25 protein-coding genes are annotated in these 25,258 nt (G+C 67.3%); 13 read left to right on the top strand and 12 right to left on the bottom strand.

What is annotated here, in order from left to right; all coding sequences use genetic code 11:
• Window positions 1-260 precede the first annotated feature (260 nt).
• Together ACV17W_RS11445 and ACV17W_RS11440 are read left to right on the top strand one after the other, a co-directional pair.
• On the top strand, window positions 261-1,079 hold the full coding sequence (locus ACV17W_RS11445; protein ID WP_462592454.1) for a glucose 1-dehydrogenase: 819 nt from the start codon (window positions 261-263) through the stop codon (window positions 1,077-1,079).
• Window positions 1,080-1,082: 3 nt separating this feature from the next.
• Window positions 1,083-2,903 carry a glycoside hydrolase family 15 protein gene (locus ACV17W_RS11440; protein WP_462592453.1) on the top strand — a complete coding sequence of 607 codons (1,821 nt, stop codon included), beginning with the start codon at window positions 1,083-1,085 and terminating at the stop codon, window positions 2,901-2,903.
• Window positions 2,904-2,921: 18 nt separating this feature from the next.
• Here ACV17W_RS11440 and ACV17W_RS11435 read toward each other — a convergent pair whose 3' ends face one another.
• Genes ACV17W_RS11435 through ACV17W_RS11425 form a run of 3 tightly spaced genes read right to left on the bottom strand, consistent with a single transcriptional unit; the run spans window position 2,922 to window position 6,122 of the window.
• Complete coding sequence (locus ACV17W_RS11435; protein WP_462592452.1) at window positions 2,922-3,905, bottom strand: Bug family tripartite tricarboxylate transporter substrate binding protein; 984 nt, start codon at window positions 3,903-3,905, stop codon at window positions 2,922-2,924.
• A 10-nt stretch (window positions 3,906-3,915) separates the two neighbouring features.
• Window positions 3,916-4,917, bottom strand: a complete 1,002-nt coding sequence (locus ACV17W_RS11430; protein ID WP_462596530.1) for an NADPH:quinone oxidoreductase family protein — start codon at window positions 4,915-4,917, stop codon at window positions 3,916-3,918.
• Window positions 4,917-6,122: a CaiB/BaiF CoA transferase family protein gene (locus ACV17W_RS11425; protein ID WP_462592451.1), complete on the bottom strand. Its 1,206-nt coding sequence runs from the start codon at window positions 6,120-6,122 to the stop codon at window positions 4,917-4,919. Before ACV17W_RS11425 ends, ACV17W_RS11430 begins: the two co-directional genes overlap by 1 nt.
• A 90-nt stretch (window positions 6,123-6,212) precedes the next feature.
• Here ACV17W_RS11425 and ACV17W_RS11420 point away from each other — a divergent pair, with 90 nt between their 5' ends.
• Window positions 6,213-7,154 carry a LysR family transcriptional regulator gene (locus ACV17W_RS11420; RefSeq protein ID WP_462592450.1) on the top strand — a complete coding sequence of 314 codons (942 nt, stop codon included), beginning with the start codon at window positions 6,213-6,215 and terminating at the stop codon, window positions 7,152-7,154.
• 151 nt (window positions 7,155-7,305) lie between these two features.
• On the opposite strand, the gene gshA is transcribed toward ACV17W_RS11420, so the two are convergent.
• Window positions 7,306-8,880 carry a glutamate--cysteine ligase gene (gshA, locus tag ACV17W_RS11415; protein WP_462596529.1) on the bottom strand — a complete coding sequence of 525 codons (1,575 nt, stop codon included), beginning with the start codon at window positions 8,878-8,880 and terminating at the stop codon, window positions 7,306-7,308.
• A 165-nt stretch (window positions 8,881-9,045) separates the two neighbouring features.
• On the opposite strand from gshA, the gene ACV17W_RS11410 reads away from it, so the two are divergent.
• The gene (locus tag ACV17W_RS11410) at window positions 9,046-9,582 is read left to right on the top strand and encodes a hypothetical protein (protein ID WP_462592449.1); all 537 of its coding nucleotides are present in this window, start codon (window positions 9,046-9,048) and stop codon (window positions 9,580-9,582) included.
• Here the strand turns inward: ACV17W_RS11410 and ACV17W_RS11405 are convergent.
• On the bottom strand, window positions 9,572-9,787 hold the full coding sequence (locus ACV17W_RS11405; RefSeq protein WP_462592448.1) for a LuxR C-terminal-related transcriptional regulator: 216 nt from the start codon (window positions 9,785-9,787) through the stop codon (window positions 9,572-9,574). The genes ACV17W_RS11410 and ACV17W_RS11405 overlap by 11 nt on opposite strands.
• A gap of 133 nt (window positions 9,788-9,920) precedes the next feature.
• Window positions 9,921-10,793 carry a LysR family transcriptional regulator gene (locus ACV17W_RS11400; RefSeq protein ID WP_462592447.1) on the bottom strand — a complete coding sequence of 291 codons (873 nt, stop codon included), beginning with the start codon at window positions 10,791-10,793 and terminating at the stop codon, window positions 9,921-9,923.
• A gap of 110 nt (window positions 10,794-10,903) precedes the next feature.
• On the opposite strand from ACV17W_RS11400, the gene ACV17W_RS11395 reads away from it, so the two are divergent.
• The 9 genes from ACV17W_RS11395 to ACV17W_RS11355 all read left to right on the top strand — a co-directional run bounded on the left by ACV17W_RS11395 (window position 10,904) and on the right by ACV17W_RS11355 (window position 19,223).
• Complete coding sequence (locus ACV17W_RS11395) at window positions 10,904-11,701, top strand: succinate dehydrogenase/fumarate reductase iron-sulfur subunit (RefSeq protein WP_462592446.1); 798 nt, start codon at window positions 10,904-10,906, stop codon at window positions 11,699-11,701.
• Entirely contained in the window at window positions 11,698-12,036 is a 339-nt protein-coding gene (locus tag ACV17W_RS11390; protein WP_462592445.1) for a succinate dehydrogenase, read from the top strand. Before ACV17W_RS11395 ends, ACV17W_RS11390 begins: the two co-directional genes overlap by 4 nt.
• 1 nt (window position 12,037) lies before the next feature.
• The gene (locus ACV17W_RS11385; RefSeq protein WP_462592444.1) at window positions 12,038-12,391 is read left to right on the top strand and encodes a succinate dehydrogenase/fumarate reductase transmembrane subunit; all 354 of its coding nucleotides are present in this window, start codon (window positions 12,038-12,040) and stop codon (window positions 12,389-12,391) included.
• A gap of 2 nt (window positions 12,392-12,393) precedes the next feature.
• Window positions 12,394-13,272 carry a fumarate hydratase gene (locus tag ACV17W_RS11380; RefSeq protein WP_462592443.1) on the top strand — a complete coding sequence of 293 codons (879 nt, stop codon included), beginning with the start codon at window positions 12,394-12,396 and terminating at the stop codon, window positions 13,270-13,272.
• A gap of 19 nt (window positions 13,273-13,291) precedes the next feature.
• A complete protein-coding gene (locus ACV17W_RS11375) occupies window positions 13,292-13,903 on the top strand; it encodes a fumarate hydratase C-terminal domain-containing protein (RefSeq protein WP_462592442.1) in 612 nt (203 codons plus the stop codon).
• A complete protein-coding gene (locus ACV17W_RS11370; RefSeq protein ID WP_462592441.1) occupies window positions 13,900-15,633 on the top strand; it encodes an L-aspartate oxidase in 1,734 nt (577 codons plus the stop codon). Before ACV17W_RS11375 ends, ACV17W_RS11370 begins: the two co-directional genes overlap by 4 nt.
• 171 nt (window positions 15,634-15,804) lie before the next feature.
• Window positions 15,805-16,803 carry a Bug family tripartite tricarboxylate transporter substrate binding protein gene (locus ACV17W_RS11365; RefSeq protein WP_462592440.1) on the top strand — a complete coding sequence of 333 codons (999 nt, stop codon included), beginning with the start codon at window positions 15,805-15,807 and terminating at the stop codon, window positions 16,801-16,803.
• Window positions 16,804-16,855: 52 nt separating this feature from the next.
• The gene (locus ACV17W_RS11360; RefSeq protein ID WP_462592439.1) at window positions 16,856-18,469 is read left to right on the top strand and encodes a thiamine pyrophosphate-binding protein; all 1,614 of its coding nucleotides are present in this window, start codon (window positions 16,856-16,858) and stop codon (window positions 18,467-18,469) included.
• A 7-nt stretch (window positions 18,470-18,476) separates the two neighbouring features.
• The gene (locus tag ACV17W_RS11355) at window positions 18,477-19,223 is read left to right on the top strand and encodes a sulfite exporter TauE/SafE family protein (RefSeq protein WP_462592438.1); all 747 of its coding nucleotides are present in this window, start codon (window positions 18,477-18,479) and stop codon (window positions 19,221-19,223) included.
• A 16-nt stretch (window positions 19,224-19,239) separates the two neighbouring features.
• Here the strand turns inward: ACV17W_RS11355 and ACV17W_RS11350 are convergent, their stop codons facing one another.
• The 6 genes from ACV17W_RS11350 to ACV17W_RS11325 all read right to left on the bottom strand — a co-directional run bounded on the left by ACV17W_RS11350 (window position 19,240) and on the right by ACV17W_RS11325 (window position 25,107).
• Entirely contained in the window at window positions 19,240-20,247 is a 1,008-nt protein-coding gene (locus tag ACV17W_RS11350; protein ID WP_462592437.1) for an Ldh family oxidoreductase, read from the bottom strand.
• A 29-nt stretch (window positions 20,248-20,276) separates the two neighbouring features.
• The gene (locus ACV17W_RS11345; protein ID WP_462592436.1) at window positions 20,277-21,209 is read right to left on the bottom strand and encodes a hydroxyacid dehydrogenase; all 933 of its coding nucleotides are present in this window, start codon (window positions 21,207-21,209) and stop codon (window positions 20,277-20,279) included.
• Window positions 21,210-21,313: 104 nt separating this feature from the next.
• A complete protein-coding gene (locus ACV17W_RS11340; RefSeq protein WP_462592435.1) occupies window positions 21,314-22,321 on the bottom strand; it encodes a Bug family tripartite tricarboxylate transporter substrate binding protein in 1,008 nt (335 codons plus the stop codon).
• 43 nt (window positions 22,322-22,364) lie between these two features.
• Window positions 22,365-23,246, bottom strand: a complete 882-nt coding sequence (locus ACV17W_RS11335; RefSeq protein ID WP_462592434.1) for an ABC transporter permease — start codon at window positions 23,244-23,246, stop codon at window positions 22,365-22,367.
• Window positions 23,239-24,036 (bottom strand): ABC transporter ATP-binding protein, encoded by a 798-nt coding sequence (locus tag ACV17W_RS11330; RefSeq protein WP_462592433.1) that lies wholly within the window; start codon window positions 24,034-24,036, stop codon window positions 23,239-23,241. Before ACV17W_RS11330 ends, ACV17W_RS11335 begins: the two co-directional genes overlap by 8 nt.
• Window positions 24,037-24,093: 57 nt before the next feature.
• On the bottom strand, window positions 24,094-25,107 hold the full coding sequence (locus ACV17W_RS11325; RefSeq protein ID WP_462592432.1) for an ABC transporter substrate-binding protein: 1,014 nt from the start codon (window positions 25,105-25,107) through the stop codon (window positions 24,094-24,096).
• Window positions 25,108-25,258: the final 151 nt, after the last annotated feature.

Here is a 25,258-nt window from a genome sequence, read left to right as displayed (position 1 = left end):
CGGCCGCAGGCAAGTCGGTGTGCACCCTTCGGCCCGCGCGCCCCGGGCATGCGGCGTGCTGCTGAGCGCCAGGCGCGCGCATGGGGCGCGGACGCAGCCGGCCTCTCTGAGGGCCCGTGAGCCTGCCCATTAGCGGGTGCACTCCCCGGGAGGGCAGTGTCGGGCGGGACGCTGCTTCGTACACCGGGCTGGGCTGGGTGCGAGCGACAACCGGCGTCGCACGGCTGGCCCCGGCACTTGCGCGCCGCAAGGAGAACAGCATGCGGCATAGCGTAAATCTGTCCGGCAAGGTCGCCATTGTCACCGGCGCCAATTCGGGCATAGGCAAAGGCGTGGCGTTGGAGCTCGGAGCGGCCGGCGCGCGGGTGGTGGTCAATCATCGGTCCAACGACGAATCCTCGCGGCGCGGCGCCGAGGTGGTCGATGCGATCAATCGGGCTGGCGGCGCAGCGGTGGCCGGGCCGGGTGATATCAGCCGCGAAGAAGATGTGGAGCAGTTGTTCGGAATTGCCCACGACGCCTTCGACGGGGTGGACATCCTGGTGAACAATGCCGGCATTGAAAAGCCGGCGCCGATCCAGGACATGACGCTGGCGCAGTGGCAGCAGGTGATCGACGTGAATCTGACGGGTCAGTTCCTGTGTGCGCGGGCCGCGGCCCGCGCATTCTTGAAGCGGCATCCTGCGCCGCCGTCCGAGGGCAGCGCCGGCAACATCATCTTCATCAGTTCGGTGCACGAAGTCATTCCCTGGGCGTTCCAGGTGAACTATGCGGCGTCGAAAGGCGGGGTGTCGTTGCTGATGCAGTCACTGGCGCAAGAGCTGGCGCCCATGAAGATCCGCGTGAATTCGGTGGCGCCCGGCGCGATTCGCACCCCCATCAATGCGCCGGCCTGGAACACGCCGCAGAGCCTGGCCGAGTTGCTGAAGCTCATTCCGTATGGCCGGATCGGCGAGCCCGAGGATGTGGCGCGCGCCGTGGCGTGGCTGGCCGGAGACGAGTCCGACTATGTCACGGGGTCGACCCTGTTTGTCGATGGCGGCATGACGCTGTACCCCGGTTTCCGCGGGGCAGGCTGAGCCATGTCCAAGCCCCTTGAAGATTATGGCCTGATCGGAAATATGCTCTCGGCGGCGCTGGTGGCGCGCGATGGCTCTATCGATTGGCTGTGCCTGCCGCATTTCGATTCGCCGGCCTGTTTTGCCGCCTTGCTGGGCGACGAAAGCCACGGGCGCTGGTTGCTGGCGCCGGCTGAACCCCGGGGCACCGCGCAGCGCCGGTATCTGCCCGACACGGCGGTGATCGAGACGCGCCACGAGACGGATACCGGCGCGGTGCGCGTCTATGACTTCATGCCCTTGAGCGACGACGAAGAGCGAGTCGACGTAGTGCGCATCGTGCGCGGCGAGCGCGGAAGCGTCCAGATGCATACCGAGCTGACGCTGCGGTTCAACTATGGCCAGGCCGTACCCTGGGTGCGGCGGCGCGATTACGGGCTCAGCGCGATTGCGGGCCCCGATGCGGTCGAGTTGCACACGGCGGTTCCGATGGAAGGCCGCGACATGAAAAGCGTCGGCTGCTTCACGGTGCAGGAAGGCCAGACCGTGCCTTTCACCCTGTCGTACCACCGGTCGCACAAGACGCCGCACTTCGTGCCCGACCGCATGGAAAGCCTGGATCGCACCATTGCCTGGTGGCATGAATGGGCCAAGCGCTGCCACTGGGAAAATGGCGACGGCGAACGGCGCGATGCGGTCGTGCGTTCGTTGATCACCTTGAAACTGCTGACTTTCCAGCCTACCGGCGGCATCGTGGCCGCCCCCACGACTTCGCTGCCCGAGGAAATCGGTGGAAGCCGAAACTGGGATTACCGCCACTGCTGGTTGCGCGACTCTGCCCTGACGCTGTATGCCTTGCTGAACGCCGGCTATCGCGAAGAGGCCGAAGCCTGGCGGCAATGGTTGCTGCGCGCGGCGGCCGGCCATCCCAATCAGCTGCAGATCATGTACGGCATCGCCGGCGAACGATGGCTGGCCGAAAACGAGATTCCCTGGTTGCCGGGTTATGAAGGCAGCGCGCCGGTACGCATCGGCAATGGCGCCGCAGGGCAGATGCAGCTTGATGTTTACGGCGAACTAATCGAGACCTTGCATGCCGGCCGGGTGGCCGACCTGGCGCCGCTGGCCGAAGCCTGGCGTCTGCAGAAGGTGCTGCTGAAGCCGCTCGAAGACTTGTGGCACCAGCATGATCACGGCATCTGGGAAATGCGGGGACCGCGCCGGGCATTCACGCATTCACGCCTGATGTGCTGGGTGGCGCTCGATCGTACGATCAAGTCGTGCGAACGCTTCGGGCTGGACGGGCCCGTGGCGCGCTGGCGCGCGCTGGCCGAACAGATCCGTCACGATATCTGCACGAACGGGTATGACGAGCGCCTGAACTCCTTTGTCCAGTACTACGGCGGGACGGCGCTGGATGCGAGCCTGCTGCTGATTCCTCAAGTCGGGTTCCTGCCTGCCGATGACAGGCGCGTGCGCGGCACCATCGATGCCATCGAGCGGACCCTGCTGCGCGACGGCCTGGTGCTGCGCTACAACACCGAACACAGCGACGATGGCCTGCCAGGCGATGAAGGCGTGTTCCTGGTCTGCAGTTTCTGGCTGGCCGACGCCTACATCATGCAGGGGCGGCTGAACGAGGCCGAGCAATTGTTCGACCACCTGCTGGGCTTGCGCAATGACCTGGGCCTGCTGGCCGAGGAGTACGACGTGGTGCGCCGCCGGCTGGTGGGAAATTTCCCGCAAGGCTTCTCGCACATCGGGCTGGTGAACACGGCGTACAACCTGAGCGCGGCGGGCGGCACCGCGCGCCAGCGCTCGACCAGCGACGCGCCGCGCGACTGAGCGCGCGCCCCGCCTTCGTTATTGCGGCTGGATCTGCGCAGCCGTCACGATGTCGCGCCACTTCTTGCCCTCGGACTCCGTGAAGCGTGCAAAGGTCTGAGGGTCGGAGCCCACCGGCTTTGCGCCGAGCCCGGCATACTGGGCGACCACATTGGGTTGCTGCAGCGCGCGCGCCGCATGCTGCGACAGCTTGTCCACGATGGCGGGCGGCGTGCCGGCTGGCGCCCACAGGCCGTACCAGGTGCTGATGTCGAAACCCGGAAAGCCGGACTCTGCCATGGTGGGCACGTCGGCGAGCTCGCCCACGCGCTGCGGTGTGGTGACCGCCACCGCGCGCAGCTTTCCTGACTTGATGAAGGGCATGGCCGATGGCATCGAGTCGAACATCAGCTGGATCTGCCCGCCCACCAGGTCGGTCAGGGCCGGAGCGCTTCCCTTATAGGGTACGTGCTGCATCTTCAGGCCGCTGCGCACCTTGAATGATTCGCCCGCCAGCTGCTGTGCCGATGCCGTGCCGGCAGAACCGAAGTTCAGCGCCTGCGACTGGCCCAGTTTCACCAGGTCCTGCACGGTGCGCACGCTGGAGCTTGCCGGCACCACCAGCACCAGGGGCACATCGGCCAATTGCGTAATGGGGGCGAAATCCTTGAACGCATCGTGCCGCATCGATTTGTACAGGTACGGATTGATGACGTGCAGCGATGCGTTCGCCAGGAAGGTGTAGCCGTCGGGCTTGGCCCGCGCCACGAGGTCGGCGCCTATCATGCCACTCGCGCCCGGCTTGTTCTCGACGACCACGTTCTGCCCGATTGTCTTGGACATCTCGGCGGCCACAAGTCGCGATACGGTGTCGGTAGGTCCGCCGGGCGGATAAGGAACCACCATGGTAATGGGCCGATCGGGGAACGAGTCTGCCGCGGACGCGGCCAGGGGCGCGATGGCCAGGCAGGCCGTGGCCAGGGCGGCCATGGTGTGGCGTAAAGGATGAAACTGGGCAAACATGGGACGTCTCCTAATTTATTTTGAGCGCCACCTTGCCGATGACCCGCCGGGTTTCCAGCGCAGCCAGGGCGGCGGCAAGATCGGCGGCCGGATACACCGCCGTGACTGCGGGCCGGATCCGTCGCGTGCGGGCCCAGTCCAGCAATGTGTGCATGGCGCGCTGCAGTGCCGGAGCATGCGCGATGCGTTCGTCGGCCGGGGTCCAGCCCAGGTAGCGGCCGTAGAAGAAGCCGTGCAGAGTCAGGTTCTTGACCAGCAGCAGGTTCAACGGAACATCAGGAACCTGGCCGCTCGCGAAGCCGATCGACAACATGCGGCCATTGGGCGCCGCCGCTCTGACGCTGCGTTCAAAGGCAGGCCCGCCCACGGCGTCGAAGACCACGTCCACGCCGTTTCCGCGCGTCAGAGCCTTGACGTTTGTCGCCATGTCGGCGTCGGCGGCCAGGGCATGCGCCGCGCCCGCGTCGAGCGCCGCCTGCCGCTTGGCGTCGGTACTGGCACAGGCGATCACCGTAGCGCCCAGCAGGGCGGCGATTTCGACGGCCGCCAGCCCCACCCCCGAGCCGGCCCCCAGCACCAGCACGGAGTCGCCGGGCTGCAGCGCCGCGCGCCACAACAATGCGGTATAGGCGGTGCCATACGATATGGGCACGGGCAATGCGCCCAGCAAGTCGAGTTCGTCAGGCACCGGGTATACGGTGTATTCGGGCAATGTCAGGTACTGCGCGTAGCAGCCCCAGCGCGCCACGGCGACGACCCGGTCGCCCACGGCCAGCCGCTTGACGCCGCTCCCGCAGGCGCTGATGCGGCCCACGGCTTCGGTGCCCGGCACGAACGGCAGGGGCGGCCGGCTCTGGTAGGTGCCTTCGATCAACAGCCGCGTGGCATGGCTTACGCTTGCATGCTCGATCTCGACGGTGACTTCGTGCGGGCCGGGCGCAGGAGCGGTGTCGATATGCTGCACCTTCACGTCCGACACCGGGCCGTGGCGTTCGCAGACGAGCGCGCGCATCACGATGTCAGCTCCGCCTGCCTGACGACGCCGGCCTGCAACATGGCGTCAATGTCGGACTGCGCGACGCCCCAGTCGGCCAGCACCTGTGTGGAATGTTGGCCAATGGCCGGCGCCGGGGCCAGCTCGCGGCGGGCCCGCAGCCCAGGGACGCGGGCGTAGGGCAGCGGCGCGCCGCCCATCTGGCCCAGCGATTCGAACAGGCCGAGGTGCAGCGCCTGCGGATGCGAGGCAAGGTCGTCGTAATCGCGCACACGTGCATGCAGCACGTCTTCGCGCGCCAGACGCTCGATCCAGTATGCGGAGGGCTGCTCGCGAAGTTGCGCAGCCAGTGCGTCGTGCAGCTCATGGCGGCGGGCCAGGCGGCTGGCGTTGTCGGCATAGGCGGGGTCTTCAAGCCATTGCTGCCGATCGAGTGCGCGGCACAGGCGTGCGAATTGGTCGTTGTTCAGGGCGAGTACGGACAGCCGCCCGTCGGCCGTCTCGAACACGCCATTGGGCGCACTGACGGGGCCGGCCACCCGTTCACCTGCCATGGCGTGCGCGACGATGTCGTGTACCTGCAGGGCGGCGCAGGCCTGGAACAGGCTCAGCTCTACATGGCTGCCACCGCCGCCGCGCGCCTGGCGGTACAGCGCGGCGCTGGTGGCCTGCGCCGCATACAGGGCCGTGGCGATGTCGGCCATCAGCAGACCGATGCGCCGGGGTTCCCCATCGGGCGTCTGGTTCGCCACCATGAGGCCGCTGTCGGCCTGCATGACGGAGTCCGAGGCGGGGGCCTTGGCGTAGGGGCCATCCGGGCCATAGCCACTGATCGATACGTACACCAGCTCGGGCCGGTCGGTGGCAAGCTCGGCGTAGTCGACGCCAATGCGCGCCGCCACACCTGGCCTGAAATTCTGTATCAGCACATCGGCCTGGCGGGCCAGCCGGCCCAGCAGAGCCCGGCCGTCAGCCTGGCGGGCATCCACGCACAGGCCGCGCTTGCCGGCGTTGTAGGCAATCGACAGGGCGCTGTCGTCGCCTCGCACCACGCCCACGTGGCGGCCCCAGTCACCGTCGGGCGGCTCGACCTTGACCACGTCCGCGCCTTGCTGCCAGAGAATCTGCGCGCAATAGGGGCCGGCGATGCCCTGACTGATGTCGAGCACGCGCAAGCCCTGGAAGGGCAGGAGCAACGATGAGTGGGAGGCTGCACTGGACATGGCGGATGTGGGGTTGTGGGCGTATTCACCGATGGTAGGCAGCCGGGCCGCATTCGACAATGCGTCGAACTGTGCCTGTAATGGTGAACCATGGTTGACAATATTCCCGACCTGAACCTGGTGCGCCTGTTCGTGGCCATGGTGGAATCGCGCAATCTCAGCGCGGCGGCGCAACGCTGCGGCATGACCCGGTCGAACATGTCGCACCGTCTGAAGCGCCTGGAGCTGGTGATGGGAGCGCAATTGTTGCGCCGCACCACGCGCCATGTCGAACTGACCCAGGCGGGCCGCCTGCTGTACCAGCATGGCGTGCGCCTGCTCGACGAGATGCGCGCCGCCCAAGCGTCGATAGACAGCCTGGGCGGCACGGTGCGCGGCGATGTGCGGGTGCGGCTGCCTACCGGGCTAGGCCATCTGTACCTGGCGCCGGTACTGATGGAATTCGCGCGGCGCTACCCCGACATCGCGCTGCGCCTGCACATTAACGACAACATCGGGGACCTCGTGTCGGCGGAAGTCGACCTGGCGCTGAAGATCACTTCCGCGCCCCCGGAGGACCATGTCGCGCGCCGGCTCTGCGCCATCCAATGGACGCTGTGCGCCACGCCCGGCTTCGTGCACGAGGGCCATCCGGTGCAGACGCTCGAGCAACTGGGCCGCTGCTCGATGATCGCGCCGCAGTCGCTGGGGCGTCGCTTCGACCTGCGCCTGATGCATCCGCACGGGGTGCCCCTGGTGCTGCGCGTGGCGCCGAGGCTGCAATCCGGCGATTACCCGTTCCTGCGCGAGGCGGTTCTGGCCGGCCTGGGAGTTGCATTGCTGCCGCGATATGCGGTCTGGAAGGAACTGCGTGACGGGCTGCTGTGCGAAGTGTTGCCCGAGTTCGAACCAGAAGGCGTGGGAGACGCCATATATCTGTTGACGGCGCCGAACCGCTTTCCATCGATGGCGACGCGCACGCTGGCCGGGTTCATCCAGGAGCACATCGAGCAACATCACCGAGAATGGCTGCGGCCCGTGCGGGCGGCTTGAAGCGCACTGCCGCCGCCGGACGCAGCGCGCCGACGGGCGCAGACGGCGGGAGCGCTCCGGCGGGGACGCGATGCGCCCCGCCTGTTCCGCGATGGCGACATGCGCTTCGAGGTTGTCGGACGGGGCCGTAATGACCGGGCGGGGGTGCGGCTCAGTTCTGGGTGGGCGCCTTCAACGCGGCGTGGTAGCGCGCGACGTAGGTATCGAAATCGACCTCGTCGGATTGTTCCAGGCGCGCCTGTTCGGCATGTGACTGGCGCGCCGCCTCGGCGTATTCAGCCGCGACGTCTGCAGGCAGGGGCGCGGCGCGCAGAGTCTCGGCGTGCTGCTGGCTCAGCCGCAGGGAATAGTCCTGGAAGGACAGCCCGCTGTCGCGCAGATCGGCCAGCAGTTGGGCCGAGGGTGTCTGGTCGGGATGGTCGAGCTTGGTGCGCTGGGCCTGCAGGGCACGCGCATAGGCGTCGCCGCCCAGCGCCTGGTCGTAAAGCGCGGCGTACGGCGCGATCTGGTCGAGCAATTCGTGGCCCCACTGCGGCACGCTCGTGGCCAGGCCTTCGCGGTCGAGCTTCAGGCCCGGCTTGCGGCCTTCCTTGACCACCAGCGAGAAATTGTCGGCACTGCGCTGGCAGTAGCCGTTCTGGGAGAAGTAAGGGCTGTCGGACGCCGCACAGAACAGCAGGAAAGCGTCCATGAAGCGCGCGGTGTCGGCGGCGATGCCCACGGGCTGTTGGGGATCGATGTCGAGGCAGCGCACTTCGACATACTGAATGCCCCGTTCGGCCAGCGCGGTGACCGGGCGTTCGCAGCGGCCCGTGGCGCGCTTGGGGCGGATGCTCGAGTAGTACTCGTTTTCGATCTGCAGCACATTGGTGTTGAGCTGGATCCACTGGCCGTCGCGATGCGTGCCGATGGCCTGGTAATCGGGCCAGGGCTGGGTGACGGCGCTGTACAGGCGGCCCAGGAAGGTACCCAGATCGTTGTAGCAGAGCTTCAGCTGCGCCTGCGCCTTGTTCTGGTAGCCCAGGTCGCTCATGCGCAGGCTGGTGGCATAGGGCAGGTACAGGCTATGGGCGTCGAGCGCCTGAAGGTCGTGCGGATCGTCTGCCATGAAGCTGCGCGACAGCGCGGGCGCGGCGCCGAACAGGTACATCAGCAGCCACGAGTAGCGTGTGAAGTTGCGGATCAGGCTGATGTAGCCTCGCGATCGGCGTTCCTGGGCAGAGAGGGGCCCCGGCTCGAGTTCGTCCCAGAGGGCATCGGGCAGCGAAAAGTTGTAATGCACCCCGGCGATGCACTGCATGGCCTTGCCGTAGCGTTCCGCCAGGCCGCGACGGTACACATGTTTCAGCATGCCGGTGTTCGACGTACCGTACCAGGCGATGGGTATGTCGGCTTCGGGCGGCAGCGAGGCCGGCATGGACTGGTTCCAGATGTATTCGCCGTCGAGCACTCCGTAGACGAACCGGTGTGTGTTCTCGAGCTCTGCAAGCAGGGGCTCGACCCGCTCATGCGTACCGGTGATGAGCTCGAGCAGGGCTTCGGAATAATCGGTCGTGACGTGCTCGTTGGTTAACGCCGAACCCAGGCCGGAAGGATGCGCGGTGCGGGCCAGGCGGCCCTGGGCATCGACGCGCAGCCCCTCTTTTTCGATGCCGCGCAGGGTCTGGGCGAGCAGGTCGGTGCGGTCCTTCAGGCGGGCCAAGCGGCTGGCGGCGGTATCTGTCACGGTCATATGGATATTCTGGGATTGAGCGCGGATTTTACGGGCTGATGGGGTTTCGTGCCGGGGGATCCTGCACTGGCGCCAGGGACAATCCGCCGAACCCCGGGCTGGCCGCAATGGGCGACAATCGCAGTATTCGCCCGGACGCTTCTCGGAGGCCGCATTACCATGATTTCCCGGTTGTTCCGCCTGTTTTCGGCGCGCCTGCCCCGCCTGCTGGCCATTGCGGTGCTGGTCGCGGCCTGTTCCCCCAGTTACAACTGGCGAGAAATGGATGTGGCCGACGGCCACGTTCGGGCCGCGTTCCCGGCCAAGGTACAGACACAGACCCGCGATATCAACCTGGGCGGACACCCGCTGCGGTTTACGCTCGACATGGCAGATGTCGACGGCGCCATGTTCGCCGTGGGGCACGCGCGGCTGCCGGAATCGGTGGCCAGCGACCCGGCCGCGCGCGCGGCCCTGAGTGAGGCGCTGGCGCGATCGCTGTATGCCAACCTGGGCGCCACGCCGCCCCAGCCGATGCCGGCCCCCGGCGAAGATATCGAAATACACGGGCAGGCCGGCAAGCAGGCGGGCTGGCTGCTGGCTCGGGTGTGGGTGACCGACACGATGCTGATCGACGCCGTGGCCGCCGGTTCGCCCGAGAGCCTGCCGCGCGAACGGGCGCAGGAATTCGTGCACGCCGTCAGGATCAATCGGTGAGCGAGGGCAGCAGGCCATGGCGCATGGCCTGTGCGACCGCGGCACGGCGGTTGTAGACGCCGAGTTTGCTGCAGGCGTTGCCGATGTGGAAATTCACCGTGCGTTCGGTTACGCCCAGGATGATGCCGGTTTCCCAGCTGGTTTTGCCCAGGGCCGACCAGTAAAGGCAATCGCGCTCGCGGATGGACAGGGGTTTGGCTTGCATGGCAATGCGATGCACGAGTGCCGGGGCGGGATGATCCGCGGATTTTCCATGGCTGCCGTCAAGAGCCTGCCTGACCTTTACCCTGCCCGGCCTTTTCGGACCAATCTGATGGTGGGGCGCAGAATCCGGCGCGCTAGCCGGACGTTTCCGCAAACACGCCGCGCAGCGTGCCGGTAATCGACGACTTGCCATGGCGGCGCCTTTCGAGCATACCGACCCGACGCAGGATGGGCGGGCCCGGCAGCGGCTTGACGGCCAGTTGCTTGCCCGTGCGCCAGTTGGCGTTCGCCAGCAACGGCACCACGGCCACGCCGTAGTCCTGGCGCACCAGTTCGGCGATGGCCTCGATGGAATTCAGTTCCAGGATGATATTGGGGGCGGCTCCCATGCGGGCCAGGGCCTGCGCAATCAGGTGGCCGGTCCAGAGTGTGCGGTCGAACTGCAGGAAGGGTTCCGAAGCCAGCAGTGAGGCCGGTGATTTGCGCCGCAGGCGCGGCGCGGCGATCAGAACCAGCGGCTCTTGATACAGCGGGGTCCAGACCAGTGCGGGGTCGACCCCATGGGGAGGTTCGGTGACGACCGCCGCATCGAGCTCGCCGCTTGCCACGCGCGCCGCGAAGTCGGCCGACTGGCCGGCCAGCAACGTGATGTGCAGGTCCGGATAGTCGCGCTTGATGCGGGCCAGCACCGTGCCGAATGTGCCCATCAGCGACGACACGAGCGTGCCGATGCGCAGGCTGCCTCGCAGCGTATCGCCGCTTTGCGCGAGCAGTTGCTCGTAGCGTGCCACCAGGTCTTCGAGTTCGGCCAGTATCTGCCGGCCGTGCGGGGTAGGCACCGCAGCCTGTGCGCGGCGCTCGAACAGCTGGACGTCGAGCTCGCTTTCCAGGTTCTTGATCTGGAGGCTGACGGCCGCCTGGGTCAACCCCACGTGGCGGCCCGCGGCCACAAAGCTGCCGAGGCGGGCGGCCGCCAGGGCAGTGCGGAATTGGCGGATGGAAGACATGCGCCACAGCATATAAAAAATACTTGGGCTACGCAAAACAATTAATAGTTTTACTTTTGGTCGATGCCGCTGCAACATGCAAGGCGTTGCTTTTCCAGGCGGAACAGGCCATGCCCCAGCAAGAATCCCCCGCCGGCGCGTTGCGCGTGAAAGTGTGGCGCGGCGGCCGCGACGGCGCTTTCCAGGTGTACGAGGTGCCGCGCCGCGACAACCAGACCGTGCTGGACGTGGCCACCCACATACAGCGCCACCTGGACCCCTCCCTCTCATATCGGTATGCCTGCCGCGTCGGCATGTGCGGGTCGTGCGCCATGACGGTCAACGGCGTGGCGCGCTGGACATGCCGCACCCACGTGTCGCGGGTGGTGCGCGACGGCGGCATCGAGATCGCGCCGTTGTCCAATCTTCCCATCATCAAAGACCTGGTGACCGATATGGCGCCGTTCTTCGATAAGTGGCAGCAGGCGCAGGGGCGCTTTACCGGGCCTGCCGGCCGCCATGACCCGGTGGCGCGCGTCAGCCCGGCGTCGCCCGCGCGGCGCGCCGCCGACGCCGGCATTGAATGCATCGGTTGCGGAGTCTGCTATGCATCGTGCGACGTGGTCACCTGGAAGCCGCAGTTCCTGGGGCCCGCCGCGCTCAACCGCGCCTGGACGCTGGTCAACGACGAGCGCGATACGGCGAATGCAAGCCGGCTGGCGGCGGTGGCGGGCGATGCGGGTTGCCACTCCTGTCATACGCAGGGGTCCTGTACGCTCAGATGTCCCAAGGGCATCGCGCCCACGGCCGCTATTGCGGGGCTCAAGCGCACGACGGCGCGCGCCGCGATGCGCGGTGAACTGGGTACGGCCGCCGAGCCGGACAAGGGGGCCAAGGCAGAACCCGGCATGACCGGAGCCACGCCATGAGCGCGGCGGCGGCGCGGCGCTGGTATTGGCAGCGCATCAGCGCGATGGGCATGACGCTGTTTGTGGTGGGGCACCTGGCTTTGATCACCTGGGCCGTGCGCGGCGGGCTCAGCGCGGCCGAGATATTGGGTCGCACGCGCGGCAGCCTGGCCTGGATGCTGTTCTACGGAATTTTCGTCCTGCTCGTTGCCGTGCACGCTGCCATCGGCCTGCGAAACGTGTTGGACGAATGGGGGCGCGCGCGCCGCGTCGCCGCGCCGCTCGGGTTGCTGGCGGGCGTCTTGCTGCTCGTGCTGGGCTGGCGCGCAGTGGCCGCCGTGACGCTGGGAGGCTGACATGCGCCGCAATGACCGACGTGCCCGCACCCATGCCAGTTGGCTGGCCTTTGCCGTGCACCGTATCTCGGGCTTGCTGCTGCTGGCGTTTCTGCCCGTTCACTTCTGGACGCTGGGCCTGGCGTTGGAAGGCGAGGCGGCGCTGGATGGCGCGCTGCGCTGGTACGAAGCGCCCTTGTTCAAGTTCGGCGAATGGGCGCTGGTGCTCTGCCTGGCAGTGCACCTGGCCGGCGGCCTTCGATTGCTGTGGATTGAATTCGCGCCGTGGCAGGGGCTGCGGCGCGGCTGGATTGCGGTGGGCACTGCGGCGTCTGTCGCGGTGTCGTTGCTGTTTGTCGTCAATATGCTGGGTTGAATATGCCAGAGATCGATTACGCACAGGTAGAAGATGCCGCGCGCGAACTGTACATCAGGGCGCTCAAGCGCCTGCCGGATGACATCAAGCAGGGTTTCGGCCGCTTGCGCGCCGCGGAGTCGTCATCCCGCGCGCAGACCATCCTGGACACGATGACCACGAACATCGCGGTTGCCGAGGCGAACGACAACCTGTTGTGCCAGGACACCGGCATACCTATTTACAACGTCGTGGTCGGCCGCCGCGTCGCCCTGGATGGCTGGCGCCTGAAGCAGGCCATCCGCACCGGCTGCGAGCGGGCGACGCGCGAGCACCCGCTGCGTTCCAGCGTCGTGCATCCCATCAGCCGCAAGAACGCGCATACCTCGTGCGGGCCCGGTGTGCCCGTCATCCACGTCGATTTCTGCGAGGACGACGATCGCCTGGAAATCGAGATGGTGCCCAAGGGGAGCGGGTCCGAGAACAATTCGTTCCTGCGCATGGCGATTCCGGCCGAAGGGCTCGATGCGGTGAAGACCTTTGTGATCGACTGCGTGATGCAGGCCGGTGGCAAGACTTGTCCGCCGACCATCGTGGGCGTAGGCGTGGGTGGGACGTCGGACCTGTGCGTGCATCTGGCCAAGCAGGCCGCAACGCGCCCGCTGGGCTCGCACTGCGATGACCCGCTGGGCGCTCAACTGGAGCAGGAATTGTCGGCCGCGGTCAATCAGCTGGGCGTGGGCCCGCAGGGGCTCGGGGGCGACGCTACGGCGTTCGCCGTGCATGTGGAACTGGCGGCCACGCATATCACCATGAACCCTGTGGCGGTGAACATGCAATGCCATTCGGCGCGCCGCGCGCGTGCCACCTTCACGCCGCAGGGCGTGCAATACGGATTCTGAGCGCCTGGGATTTGCCGCCATGACTCATCACGACCTCACCATGCCGATCACCGAAGCCCGGGCGCGCGAGCTGCGGGTGGGCGACACAGTGACTTTGCAACGCACGCTGTTCGGCATACGCGACGCGAGCTACATAGCCCTGTTCGATCAGGGCCGCGCGACGCGCCTGGACATGCAGGGCCACGCGGTCATCCACACGGCGCCCAATGTGCGCAAAGTGCCGGCCAGCCCGGCCCACCCCGCAGGCTATGAGCCGGTGTGCATCGGCACGACCACGTCGTCCCGCATGGAACGCTTCACCTCGCAACTGATGCGCCAGTGCGGCGTGCGGCTGATCGTGGGCAAGGGCGGCATGCATGAGGGGTCGAGCCGGGCATTTGCGGAGCTGGGCGGCGCTTATCTGGCCATCGTGGGCGGCACTGCGGCACTGGAAACCACCTGGATCGAGTGCATCGAAGATGTTGACCTGGACGACCTCAACCCGGAATCGCTGTGGAAGTTTCGCATCCGGGACTTCGGCCCGTTGCTGGTGGCGATGGACAGCCATGGCGCGTCTCTTTACGACCAGGTGGCCCGGGACGTCGCCGACCGCCGGCAGGCCGTACTGGCGAACCTGGGGGTGGCGAAATGAACCTGCACGGCCTGCAACAGCGCCAGACCGACGTGCTGATCCTGGGGTCGGGAGGGGCGGGGCTGTTCGCTGCCTTGCACGCGCACGAGGGGGCGCCGGACCTGCACATCACGGTGGCGGTGAAGGGCCTGCTGGGCAAGTGCGGCTGCACGCGGATGGTGCAGGGCGGCTATAACGTGGCGCTGGCCTCCGGCGATTCACCCGAGCGGCATTTCATGGACACCATCGAGGGCGGCAAGTGGCTGCCCGACCAGGAGCTGGCCTGGACGCTGGTGAACAAGGCCGTCGAGCGGGTCCATGAGCTGGAAAACGAACTGGGCTGTTTCTTCGACCGCAATGCCGACGGCACACTGCACCAGAAAGCCTTCGCGGGGCAGACGTTCGACCGCACCGTGCACAAGGGCGACCTGACCGGTATCGAGATCATCAACCGCCTCGCCGAGCAGGTGTGGGCGCGCCGCATCGAGCGCCTGGAAGAACACCGCGCGGTCGAGTTGATTCCCACGCCCGACGGGCAGCGCATCGCCGCCGTGCTGATGATAGATATCCGCAGCGGCGAATTCGTGCTGGTGCGGGCCAAGGCGGTGCTGCTGGCTACCGGGGGCGGCCCCACCATGTACCGGTACCACACCCCGTCGGGCGACAAGAGTTGCGACGGCCTGTCTATGGCGTTGCGCGCCGGGCTGGGCCTGCGCGACATGGAGATGGTGCAGTTCCATCCCACCGGGCTGCTGGCCGGCGCCGACACCCGCATGACGGGCACGGTGCTGGAAGAAGGGCTGCGCGGTGCCGGCGGGTACCTGCTGAACGGCGCGGGCGAGCGCTTCATGCAGTCAGTGGACCCTCGCGCCGAGCGGGCCACGCGCGATATTGTGTCGCGCGGTATCTATGCCGAAATGCGGGCGGGGCGAACTTCGCCCAACGGAGGCGTGTTCATCGAAATGGCCCACCTGGGCCCCGAACAGGTGCGCCGCCAATTCAAGGGCATGGTGGAACGCTGCGCCGATTGTGGCTTCGACCTGGCAGCCGGACGCGTCGAGGTCGTGCCGACGGCGCATTACATGATGGGCGGAGTGCTGTTCCAGCCGGACTGCCGCACGGCGCTGACGGGGCTTTATGCCGCGGGCGAAGATACAGGTGGCGTGCACGGCGCCAATCGCCTTGGCGGCAACGGCGTGGCCAATTCCACGGTGTTCGGAGGCATCGCGGGCGATGCGATGGCGCGTTGGGTACCGGGCCAGGCGTGGGCCGAGCCGGACGCTTCGGTGGTGCAGGCGGCGATCGCGCGCGCGCAGGCGCCGCTGGCCAGGCGCGGTGGAGACCTGCACGCGCTGCGCGAACGTTTGTCCAGCGTCATGTGGGACGAGGCCGGGATTGTGCGCGACGCCGAAGGGTTGCAACGCGCGCTGGCGGCGCTGGCCGAGTTGCGCGGCGAGCTCGACCGCGTGGGCGTGGCCGACGGCAATCGGGCCTACAACATGGCCTGGCACGATTGGCTCAACCTGGAGAGCCTGGTGCACGTCAGCGAAGCGATCGTGCACGCGGCGCTGGCCAGGGAGGACTCGCGCGGAGCGCACTTTCGCGCCGATTTCCCGGAAGTGCGCGACCTCGAGCATTCCTGGTATTCGGTGGTAGCGCAACAGGGCGGCGCCCTGAAGGTGCAACGCCAGCCGGTGCAGTTCACCCGGGTGCGCCCCGGGCAATCGCTGCTGCAGCAGGACGCGGCTTAGCCTGCCTGCCGCCGGAGGGCGATGGCGTGCAAGGGAAAACGCCCGGGCCGGAATGGCCGGGCATTGCTGATGGATGAGGTGGATCACAAAGCCGGTGCCAGGCCGCCGCGCGCCACAGCGTGCGGACGGGAGGCACCAGATACCAAGGCGCAGCACAAAAGGGGAGACATCATGGAGACAAGAGCAAGAATCGGGCGGTGGGGCATGACTCTGGCCGGGATGGTGGCCGGCCTGGCGTTGGGGGGCAGCGTCATGGCCCAGGGCTACCCGCAACGGCCGGTGACCTTGGTGACGCCGTTCAGCGTGGGAGGCGACGCCGACCTGGCTGCCCGCAACCTGGCCGCGGTCGTGCAGCAGTACCTGGGCCAACCCCTGGTGGTGCTGAATCGCGCAGGCGCGAACGGGGCCATCGGGTCTCAGTACGTGAAGGACGCCGATCCGGATGGCTACACCCTGTTGATGGCGCGCGTGGGTTCGCAGGCCATACTGCCTGCGCTGCAACCAGGGCTGGCATACCGGTGGGACGATTTCACTTTCCTGGGGCTGCTGGAGTTGAACCCTTATGTGTGCGCGGTTCCGAAGAGCTCGCCCCACCATACGCTGGCCGACCTGGTCGCGGCGATCAAGGCCCGGCCCGGCGCCCTGAACTATGCCACCACGGGCCCGGCCACCGTGCTCAACCTGGGGCCGCAACTGCTGTTCAATGTGCTGGGTCTGCCTTCTAACGCCGCCATGGCGATCACCTACAAGGGCTCGGGTGAAGCAATGCTGGCCGCGCTGTCGGGGCAGGTGGATTTCGTCTGCACCAACTATGCGCCGATTTCAGGCCCGTTGCACGACGGGCGTCTGCGCGCCTTGATGACGACCACCCCCACGCGCCTGCAGACCTTGCCGGATGTGCCCACTGCGCGGGAGTCCGGCTATCCGCAGCTCGAAGCCATCATCGGGTGGAGCGCCCTGTATGGGCCGCCCGGCATGGCGCCGGACGCGATACGCAAATGGGCCGAGGTGCTGCGCGGGGTATCCTCCGACCGGGCCTGGATCGATGGCACGACCCGCCTGGGCAGCGTGCCGGATGTGCGCGCGGCCGAGGCCACGCGTGATTTCGTACAGGCTCAGGTGCAGGCATACGAGCAGCTGGGGCGCACGGCCGGCATCGCGCTCAAATAATTCAACGCCAGGCGCGCGCGCCTGGCCTCAGGCAGGACAAGGAGCTCTATTCATGGCAGTCAAGGTACGCGGCGCCGATGCGCTGGCCCGCTCGATCAAGGCGGCGGGCATCACCCGCCTGTTCACGCTGTCTGGCAACCACATCATGCCCGTATTCGACGCGGCGCTGTCGGCGGGCATCGAACTGGTGCATGTGCGCCATGAGGCCAGCGCGGTGCACATGGCGGACGCCTGGGCCCGGCTCACGGGCGAGCCCGGCGTGGCGCTCGTCACCGGCGGCCCCGGCCATGCGAACGCGGTCTCGGCGCTGTACACCGCGCAGATGTCCGAGTCGCCTGTCGTGCTGCTGTCCGGTCATGCGCCCAACCGTCAGGCGGGGTGGGGCGCCTTCCAGGAGATGGACCAGGCCGCCATGGCTGCGCCGGTGACCAAGGCCTCCTGGGCTGCGGCGTCCGCAGCGGGACTGGCCGCGGATTTTGCGCGGGCCTGCCGCGTGGCACGGTCAGGCCGCCCCGGCCCGGTGCATCTGAGCCTGCCGACCGACACACTCGAACAGACGGTCGACTACGCGGATCCTGCTGCGGGCGAGTTCGACGCGCAGCCGATGGCGCTGGATGCGGGGCAGGCCGAGGCCATGGCGACCCGGCTGCGGCGCGCCCGGCGCCCGCTGGTGCTTGTGGGGCCGCGCGGCCTGACCGACGCCGGGCGCCAACGCGTGACCGCCCTGCAGCAGGCCTGGGGCGTGCCCGTCGTGGCGACGGAAAGCCCGCGCGGGGCCAATGATCCCGCGCTGGGGGCTTTCGCGCCCATGCTGGCCCGAGCGGACTGCGTATTGCTTGTCGGCAAGCGGCTGGACTTCACCCTGCAGTTCGGCCAGGCATTCGACGGCCAGTGTGCCTTCATGCAGATAGATGCCGACGAGCGCGAATGGCAGCGTTCGCGCCGCGCGGTGGGCGACCGCCTGCATGACACTGCACAGGCCGATACCGACGCCGCGCTGGACGCCCTGCGGCAATTGGAAATGCAGGGCGATGCCGGCTGGCTGGCCGAGGTTGAAGCCGCGCTGGTCTTTCGGCCACCCGGCTGGCGCGAAGCGCGAGGCGATGGCGCGGGGCTGCATCCGGCCGAACTGTGCCGTGCGGTTCAGCAACTGCTGGACTCGCACCCCGACTCGGTGCTGGTGTGCGACGGCGGCGAGTTCGGCCAGTGGGCGCAGGCTTGCCTGCAAGCGCCGCATCGTGTCATCAATGGCGCCGCGGGCGCCATCGGCAGCGCGTTGCCCATGGCGCTGGCAGCCCGGCTGGCGCATCGCGACGCGCCGGTGGTGGCAATGATGGGCGACGGCACGTTCGGCTTTCATTGCTCGGAGCTCGATACGGCCGTGCGTTACGGTCTGCCGTTCGTTTGCGTCGTCGGCAACGACGCCCGCTGGAATGCCGAGTACCAGATCCAGCTCAACCAGTACGGCGCGGAACGCCTGATTGGGTGTGAACTGCTGCCCACCCGATATGACCAGGTGGCCGTCGGCTTCGGAGCACGGGGCGCCTGGGTGGACAGCGCCAATGCCCTGGGCCCTGCGCTGCAGGCGGCGGGCGCGGCCGACCTGCCCACCTGCATCAATGTGGCCCTGGCCGGCCTGCCCGCGCCCGTAGTGCGTCAGGGCTGAACCGGCGGTGTCCACCGAAACCTTGCTGCTGCTTGCGGGCGGCGCCTGCGTCGCGGCCTTTGTGCAGGGGCTGGCGGGCTTCGGCTTCGGGCTGGTGGCCATGGCGTTCTGGTCCTGGACGCTGCCGCCCTCGGTCGCGGCGCCCGCCGTCGTATTCGGCTCGCTGATCGGGCAGTTGCTCGCCGTGCGGTCGCTGCGCAGTGGTTTCAGCTGGCGGCGGCTGATGCCTTTCCTGCTCGGCGGGCTGGTGGGCGTGCCGCTCGGGGTCGCGTTGTTGCGCTATGTCGACCCAGCGGCGTTCAGGCTGGGGGTGGGGCTGGTGTTGCTGGGTTATTGCCCGGCCATGCTGCTGGCCGCGGACCTGCCCAGGATCTCGCGAGGCGGCCGGGCCGCCGATGCCGCCGTGGGCTGGCTGGGCGGCGCCATGAGCGGCTTCGGCGGGTTACCGGGCCCGGCACCCACACTATGGTGCGTATTGCGCGGTTGGGCGCGTGATGAGCAGCGTTCGGTGTTCCAGAGCTTCAACCTCGCCATGCATGCCGTCACGCTGGGCGGCTACGCGGCCGCCGGCCTGCTGTCGGCCCAGTCGGTGCCGGTGTTCTCAGTGGTGGGGGCGGCCACGCTGGTGCCCGCCTTGGTGGGCGTGCATTTGTACCGCCGGTTCAGCGACGCCGCTTTCCGCCGCGTGGTGCTCGGGCTGCTGACGCTGTCGGGCGTGGCGCTGGTGCTGGCGGGCGTGCGCGGCTTCTGGTAGCCGCCCGCATCGCCAGTCAGCCTTGTCCAGCCAGGTCGCACAATTGCGCAAGCAGGGCATCCGGAATATCCACGCCTTGGTCCTGAGCCTGCCGCTGCAGGCCGGCGCGCCGCGCGCCGGGCAGGCGCACGTCGCTGTCGGCCAGCATGGCGGACACCAGGGTTTCGACACGCTCGAGATACACCTCGCGGCCGGCCAGGGCGCCTGGGTCGATCGCGAGGAAGGCCTGACCGATGCGCGCCTGGTTGCCGGCGTCGGTAAAAAACGAGTCGGCTTCGAAGCCGAATTGCGCGCCCGTCAGTGCGCAGGCCAGCAGCTCGACGATAAGCGCCAGCATGGCGCCCTTCACGCCGCCCATGGGCAGCATGCTGCCGGCGAGGCCCGCCTTGGGATCGGTGGTGGGGTTTCCTTCGGCGTCCAATGCCCAGCCCAGCGGTATGTCTCGCCCTTCGCGCGCGGCCACCATCAGTTTGCCGCGCGCCACTTCGGACAGCGACAGATCGATGACCAGGGGATCGCCATCGCGGCGGGGGAAGGCCGCCGCAATGGGATTGGTGCCAAACAGGGCGCGCTTGCCCCCCCATGCGGGCATGGCCGCGGGCGAATTACCCATGGCCAGGCCCACGAGGCCTTGGCGCGCCAGCGCGTCGAGGTGATAGGCGGCCACGCCGAAATGATGGCTGTTGGTCACACCGGCGAAGGCGACGCCGTGCCGCAGCGCGCGAGCCGCGGCTTCCTGTACCGCAAGCGCGCAGGCCGGAAAGGCGAGGCCGGCGCCGGCGTCGACCAGCACGGCGCCGTCGCGCTGCTGCGCGATGCGTGGCACGGCGCCACCCACGGCACGGCCGTTGCGCACATGCGTGGCATAAGACGGTACGCGCGAAACGCCGTGCGACGCCAGCCCCTGCGCATCGGCGTACACGAGCGCGCGCGCCGTGCTGTCGGCCATGTCGGTACTGGCGCCCGCGCCGCGCAGGGCCGCGGCGGCCAGGTCATGCAAGGATTTCAGATCTACAGTTGCCATGGGCTCTCGGAACGACGTTGGGTGTAGGGTCAGCGGGCCGGGTCCAGCGCGTCGGCCACGCGCTGCGCCACCATGCTGGATACGCGGCTGTTGGCCTCTTGTGTCAGGCCGGCGATGTGCGGAGTGAGCAGCAGGTTGGGGGCATCGGCCAGCGCGCTGCCGGCGGGCAGCGGCTCGTTGCCGAATACGTCGATGGCGGCGCCGCGCAAATGCCCGCTGCGCAGGGCCTGCGCCAGGGCCGCTTCGTCGATGATGCCGCCGCGCGCGGTATTGATGAGCACCGCGCCGCGCTTCATGGATGCCAGCCTGTTCGCGTCGATCAAGTTGCGCGTGGCGTCGGTGAGCGGAATATGCAGCGTCAGCACATCGGCGCGCGCCAGCAGCGCGTCCAGCGGCATGGGCTGTACGTTTGCCTCGCTCCAGGCCGGGTCGTCGTCGCCCAGCATGGGGTCATGGGCGGCAACCTGCATGTCGAGAGCCTGGGCCAGCCGGGCCGTCAGGCGTCCGATGCCGCCGAACCCCACGATGCCCAGGGTACGGCCCTGGGCTTCCAGCCCGTTGGATAGGTCGGTGCGCGGCCAGGCTCCGGCCGCTACCTGGCCGCTGCCGCAATAGGCGCCGCGCAACAGCAACAGCGCACTGGCAATGACGTACTCGGCGACCGCGCGGGCGTTGGCCCCCGTGGCGGGCAGTACGGCAATGCCGCGTGCCTGGCAGGCCGGCAGGTCGATGTTGTCCAGGCCCACGCCCAGGCGTCCCACCGCCCTGAGGCGCGGGCCTGCCGACAGCAGGGCAGGATCGACGCGGGTGCGGTTGCGTACGATCAGCGCGTCCGCCTCGGCCAATGCGGTGGCCAGCTCGGCCGGCCGGTCCACAAGGTCGGGTTCATAACGGACGTCGAAGCGGGTGCGCAGCTCGGCGACGGCCGCTTCGTCCATGAATTCGGAAATTACGATGTGCATCGGGCTCTTCAATAACAGGTGTCAAGGTGCGCGAACTGGTTGCGCCGGAGGCTGCCCCGCAGGGCAGCCTCCGGCGCGCCGTCATCAGGGACCAGGGCCGGCGGCTATCCGACCTGGATGTTGGCATCGCGGATGATTTTGCCCCAACGATCGACTTCGCTGTAAAGATATTCCCGGAACTCGGCCGGACCGCGCGGTCGGGGGATGAAGCCCAGTCGCTGCAGCGACTGCTGCATGGCGGGTTTGGACACCTCCTTTTCTATTGCGCCGCCGATGCGCTGGACCAGCTCGGCAGGCATGCCGGCGGGGCCCAGAACGCCGGTGAAGTTCTCGACGATCAGGTCGGGCAGGCCGGCTTCCCCCACTGTGGGCACGTCGGGCAGATCGGGGCTGCGCTCCTTGGTGCTGATGGCCAGGGCGCGCAGCATGCCGCTCTTGACGTGGGGCAGCGACTCCGGGTAGTTCGAGAAAATGACATCGAGCTGTCCGCCGATGAGGTCGGTGAGCGATGGCGCGCCGCCCTTGTAAGGCACATGCAGCAGCGAAGTGCCGGTGAGCTTCTGGTATAGCGCCAGCGTCAGGTGCGGCGGCGTGCCGTTGCCGCTGGAGCCGGCCGACAGCGAGCCCGAGCGGGCCGCGCGCGTCAGGTCGTCAAGGGTGCGGATCGGGCTCTTGGCATTGACCACCACCATCATCGCGGACGAGGCGATTCCTGCCAGCGGCACCAGGTCTTGCTTCAGGTCGTATCCCGCTTTGCCGGCGAACAGCGTTGCGTTGGCCGCGTGCGTCATGGTGATGGCCAGCCAGGTGTACCCGTCAGGCTCCGCCCGCGCCACCAGCGACGCGCCGATGTTGGCGCTGCCGCCGGGCTTGTTCTCCACCACCACATTCCAGCCCTCGCCGGTGGCAAGTGCCTGCGCCACCTGGCGCGCCGCCACGTCGGTCAGTCCACCCGGCGAAAACGGCACGATGTAACTGACGGGGCGCTGCGGCCAGCCCTGTGCGGCGGCCAGGCTGTGCGCCCACGGAGTCAGGGCCAGTGCGCCTGCTCCCAGCAACCCCAGCGTCTTGCGCCGCTGGATATCGGAACAGGCGGGACGGTCGATGCGCATTGCAGGTTCTCCTTTGTATGAGTTGGTCGCCCAGGGGCGGCGATCAGTGCTGCATTCCCCACTTGCGGATGGTGTGGATTTCTACCGTTCTGAAAATGACGTTCTCGACGAGCAGGCCGATCAGGATCACCGTGAACAGGCCGGCGAAGACGTTGGGAATCTCGAGCAGGTTCTTGTTCTCGTAGATGAACCAGCCCAGCCCGCCCGATCCTGAACTGACGCCGAAGACCAGTTCCGCCGCGATCAGCGTGCGCCAGGCAAAGGCCCAGCCGATCTTCAGGCCGGTGAGTATGCTGGGGAACGCCGCCGGGATCAGGATGCGGCGCACGTAGCCGAAGCCGCTCAGTCCATAGTTGCGGCCCACCATGCGCAGGGTCATCGATACCGACAGAAAGCCCGAATGCGTGTTCAGCGCCACCGCCCACAGCACCGAGTGAATCAGCACGAACACCACACTGCCTTCGCCCAGGCCGAACCAGATGAGCGCCAGCGGCAGCAGTGCAATGGCGGGCAGGGGATTGAACATTGACGTCAGGGTCTCGAGCAGGTCGGTGCCCAGCCGCGTCGTAATGGCCAGCACGGTCAGCAACGCCGCCAGCGCTATCCCGGCCGCATAGCCGACCAGCAGCACGCGGATCGAGGTCCATGCCTTCATCAACAGCGCACCATGCACCAGCCCGTCATACAGCGCCGCCACGGTCGAGCCGAAAGTGGGGAACAGCAGCGGGTTGTTGACACTTCGTGCGTAGAGTTCCCAGATGAGGGCGAGCACGGTCAGCAGGAACAGCTTGCGCAGCGCGCCGATGTTGTACAGCCGTTCCCACGTCGATAGCGGCTTCTGCACCACGCCGAACGATTCGTCGGCCACCGGCTCCAGGTAGCGTTCGGCGCGGCCGGCGGCGAGGTTCGCGTCCTGGTCAGCCATGTTGTTGCCCCTCTTCTTCGATGCGATCCGCGAACAGCATCGCGTTGATTTTGTCTTCGAGTTCCTGGTGCCGGCTGGCATCGGATTCGCCGCGAGGCACACTGTTGATCTCGGCCTTCACCTGGCCCGGATGCGGCGACAGCAACAGAATGCGGTTGCCGATCTTGATCGCCTCCGGAATGGAGTGAGTGACGAACAGCACGGTGAATCGCGTGTCATCCCACAGTTGCAGCAGTTCGTCCTGCATCTTGCGGCGAGTCAGCGCATCCAGGGCGGCAAAGGGTTCGTCCATCAGCAGGATGTCGGGCTCCATCGCCATGCCGCGGGCAATGGCGACACGCTGCTTCATGCCGCCGGACAGCATATGTGGGTAGCTGTCGGCGAACTTGGCCAGGTTCACCTTGTGGATGTAATGCATGGCGCGCTCGTCGGCCTCGCGCGTGCCCATGCGGCCGCTGGCCAGCAGGGCAAAGGCCACGTTCTGGCGTACGGTTTTCCACGGCAGCAACTGGTCGAATTCCTGGAAAACCATCATGCGGTCGGGGCCAGGGCGGGTGACCACTTCGGACTTCAGCCGTATTTCGCCCTCCACGGGCGGCAGATAGCCGCCCACCGCCTTGAGCAGTGTCGACTTGCCGCAGCCCGACGGGCCCAGAAGAATGAAGCGGTCGCCCTGCCATACCTGGAAATCCACGCGATAGGTGGCGGTGATCAGGTATTCGGGGGTTTTGTACTGCAGGGTCACGCCGCGTACATCGAGCAGCGGCGCGGCGGTTCTTGCATCGGTCATGCCAGCCCTCCTGTATGGCGCCCCGGCCGCGGGCCGGGGCAGGGTGTGACGCGGCCTTCAGCTTCCCTGCAGCGAGTGGGCATTGGGGAAGAACAGGTCCTTCCAGGACTCAGGCATGACTTTGATCGACCCCACCTTGTGCATGAAGTTCACGTACTTCATGATGTTGTTCGGGGTGAGCGTGTACGAGATGTCGGGATTGTTCAGGATCTCGATCACGTCCTCCTCCTTGGTGCGCGTGTCGTTGGCCAGGCGCAGGTACGTCTTGGCCGCCCAGGTCTTGTCCTGGTTGATCTTGTCGGTCGCCTCTTGCAGCGCGGCCATGAACGCGGCGTAGACCTTCGGATTCTCCTTGTGGAACTTCTCCGTGGTCCACACCAGGTTGAAGGTGGCCGGGCCGCCCAGTACGTCGTACGAACTCAGGATGCGATGAATGCCTGGCTGCTTCAGCTCGAAATCCTGGAAGGGCGGAGAGGTGAAGTGCGCGGTGATCTCGCTGGAACCGGACAGCAGCGCCGTCATGCCATCGGGGTGCGACAGCGATACCGTGAGCTTGTCCAGGCGATTCTGCTGCCCTTCGCCAAATGCCTGTTCCGCGGCCATCTGCAGGGTGACCGCCTGGATGGAAACCCGCACGGCAGGCAGGGCGATGCGGTCTTTGTCGGTGAGGTCCTTGATGGACTTGACTGCGGGGTTGCGCGAATTCAGATAGAGCGGCATGGCGTTGATGGCCGATACCGCCTTCACGTTCAAGTTGCCGCGCGTGCGCGACCACATGGTGACCAGTGGTCCCACGCCGCCCGACGCAAAGTGCAGGCTGCCCGACAGCACGGCCTCGTTCATGACGTTGCCGCCGGCAAAGCGCGACCATTTCACCGTCAGATCGTCCACGCCTGCCTGCTTGGCGTGTTTCTCGATCAGTTTCTCGTCCTGCATGATCATCAGCGACAGATAGCTGATGCCGGGCTGCAGGGCCACGGTCAGCTCCGACACTTCGGCGCGAACCTGCGAGCCCAGCAGCAGGCCGGCCGACAGACAGGCCGCCGATGCAATACGCGTAAATCGCTTCATGTCTTCCTCCTTGGGGATGGTGCCCGGATAGGCATGGGGCGGAGGCGCGCCCGGCATCTGTGTACCGGTGCGCGCGCGCCGCGGGGTGCTTCAAGGTCCGGCGATGAGCCGGGCTGGATCGATATGACCGAATTGCATGACGGGCATGGGC

This window comes from Bordetella sp. MIP270_01_BMS, assembly GCF_054958705.1.
This window is presented reverse-complemented; position numbering and strand designations above follow the sequence as displayed.

Excerpts from the sequence above, each read along its gene's own strand:
- ACV17W_RS11445 (WP_462592454.1), top strand. The coding sequence starts at position 261 with ATGCGGCATAGCGTAAATCTGTCCGGCAAGGTCGCCATTGTCACCGGC.
- ACV17W_RS11440 (WP_462592453.1), top strand. The coding sequence starts at position 1,083 with ATGTCCAAGCCCCTTGAAGATTATGGCCTGATCGGAAATATGCTCTCG.
- ACV17W_RS11435 (WP_462592452.1), bottom strand. The coding sequence starts at position 3,905 with ATGTTTGCCCAGTTTCATCCTTTACGCCACACCATGGCCGCCCTGGCC.
- ACV17W_RS11430 (WP_462596530.1), bottom strand. The coding sequence starts at position 4,917 with ATGCGCGCGCTCGTCTGCGAACGCCACGGCCCGGTGTCGGACGTGAAG.
- ACV17W_RS11425 (WP_462592451.1), bottom strand. The coding sequence starts at position 6,122 with ATGTCCAGTGCAGCCTCCCACTCATCGTTGCTCCTGCCCTTCCAGGGC.
- ACV17W_RS11420 (WP_462592450.1), top strand. The coding sequence starts at position 6,213 with ATGGTTGACAATATTCCCGACCTGAACCTGGTGCGCCTGTTCGTGGCC.
- ACV17W_RS11410 (WP_462592449.1), top strand. The coding sequence starts at position 9,046 with ATGATTTCCCGGTTGTTCCGCCTGTTTTCGGCGCGCCTGCCCCGCCTG.
- ACV17W_RS11405 (WP_462592448.1), bottom strand. The coding sequence starts at position 9,787 with ATGCAAGCCAAACCCCTGTCCATCCGCGAGCGCGATTGCCTTTACTGG.
- ACV17W_RS11400 (WP_462592447.1), bottom strand. The coding sequence starts at position 10,793 with ATGTCTTCCATCCGCCAATTCCGCACTGCCCTGGCGGCCGCCCGCCTC.
- ACV17W_RS11395 (WP_462592446.1), top strand. The coding sequence starts at position 10,904 with ATGCCCCAGCAAGAATCCCCCGCCGGCGCGTTGCGCGTGAAAGTGTGG.
- ACV17W_RS11390 (WP_462592445.1), top strand. The coding sequence starts at position 11,698 with ATGAGCGCGGCGGCGGCGCGGCGCTGGTATTGGCAGCGCATCAGCGCG.
- ACV17W_RS11385 (WP_462592444.1), top strand. The coding sequence starts at position 12,038 with ATGCGCCGCAATGACCGACGTGCCCGCACCCATGCCAGTTGGCTGGCC.
- ACV17W_RS11380 (WP_462592443.1), top strand. The coding sequence starts at position 12,394 with ATGCCAGAGATCGATTACGCACAGGTAGAAGATGCCGCGCGCGAACTG.
- ACV17W_RS11375 (WP_462592442.1), top strand. The coding sequence starts at position 13,292 with ATGACTCATCACGACCTCACCATGCCGATCACCGAAGCCCGGGCGCGC.
- ACV17W_RS11370 (WP_462592441.1), top strand. The coding sequence starts at position 13,900 with ATGAACCTGCACGGCCTGCAACAGCGCCAGACCGACGTGCTGATCCTG.
- ACV17W_RS11365 (WP_462592440.1), top strand. The coding sequence starts at position 15,805 with ATGGAGACAAGAGCAAGAATCGGGCGGTGGGGCATGACTCTGGCCGGG.
- ACV17W_RS11360 (WP_462592439.1), top strand. The coding sequence starts at position 16,856 with ATGGCAGTCAAGGTACGCGGCGCCGATGCGCTGGCCCGCTCGATCAAG.
- ACV17W_RS11350 (WP_462592437.1), bottom strand. The coding sequence starts at position 20,247 with ATGGCAACTGTAGATCTGAAATCCTTGCATGACCTGGCCGCCGCGGCC.
- ACV17W_RS11345 (WP_462592436.1), bottom strand. The coding sequence starts at position 21,209 with ATGCACATCGTAATTTCCGAATTCATGGACGAAGCGGCCGTCGCCGAG.
- ACV17W_RS11340 (WP_462592435.1), bottom strand. The coding sequence starts at position 22,321 with ATGCGCATCGACCGTCCCGCCTGTTCCGATATCCAGCGGCGCAAGACG.
- ACV17W_RS11335 (WP_462592434.1), bottom strand. The coding sequence starts at position 23,246 with ATGGCTGACCAGGACGCGAACCTCGCCGCCGGCCGCGCCGAACGCTAC.
- ACV17W_RS11330 (WP_462592433.1), bottom strand. The coding sequence starts at position 24,036 with ATGACCGATGCAAGAACCGCCGCGCCGCTGCTCGATGTACGCGGCGTG.
- ACV17W_RS11325 (WP_462592432.1), bottom strand. The coding sequence starts at position 25,107 with ATGAAGCGATTTACGCGTATTGCATCGGCGGCCTGTCTGTCGGCCGGC.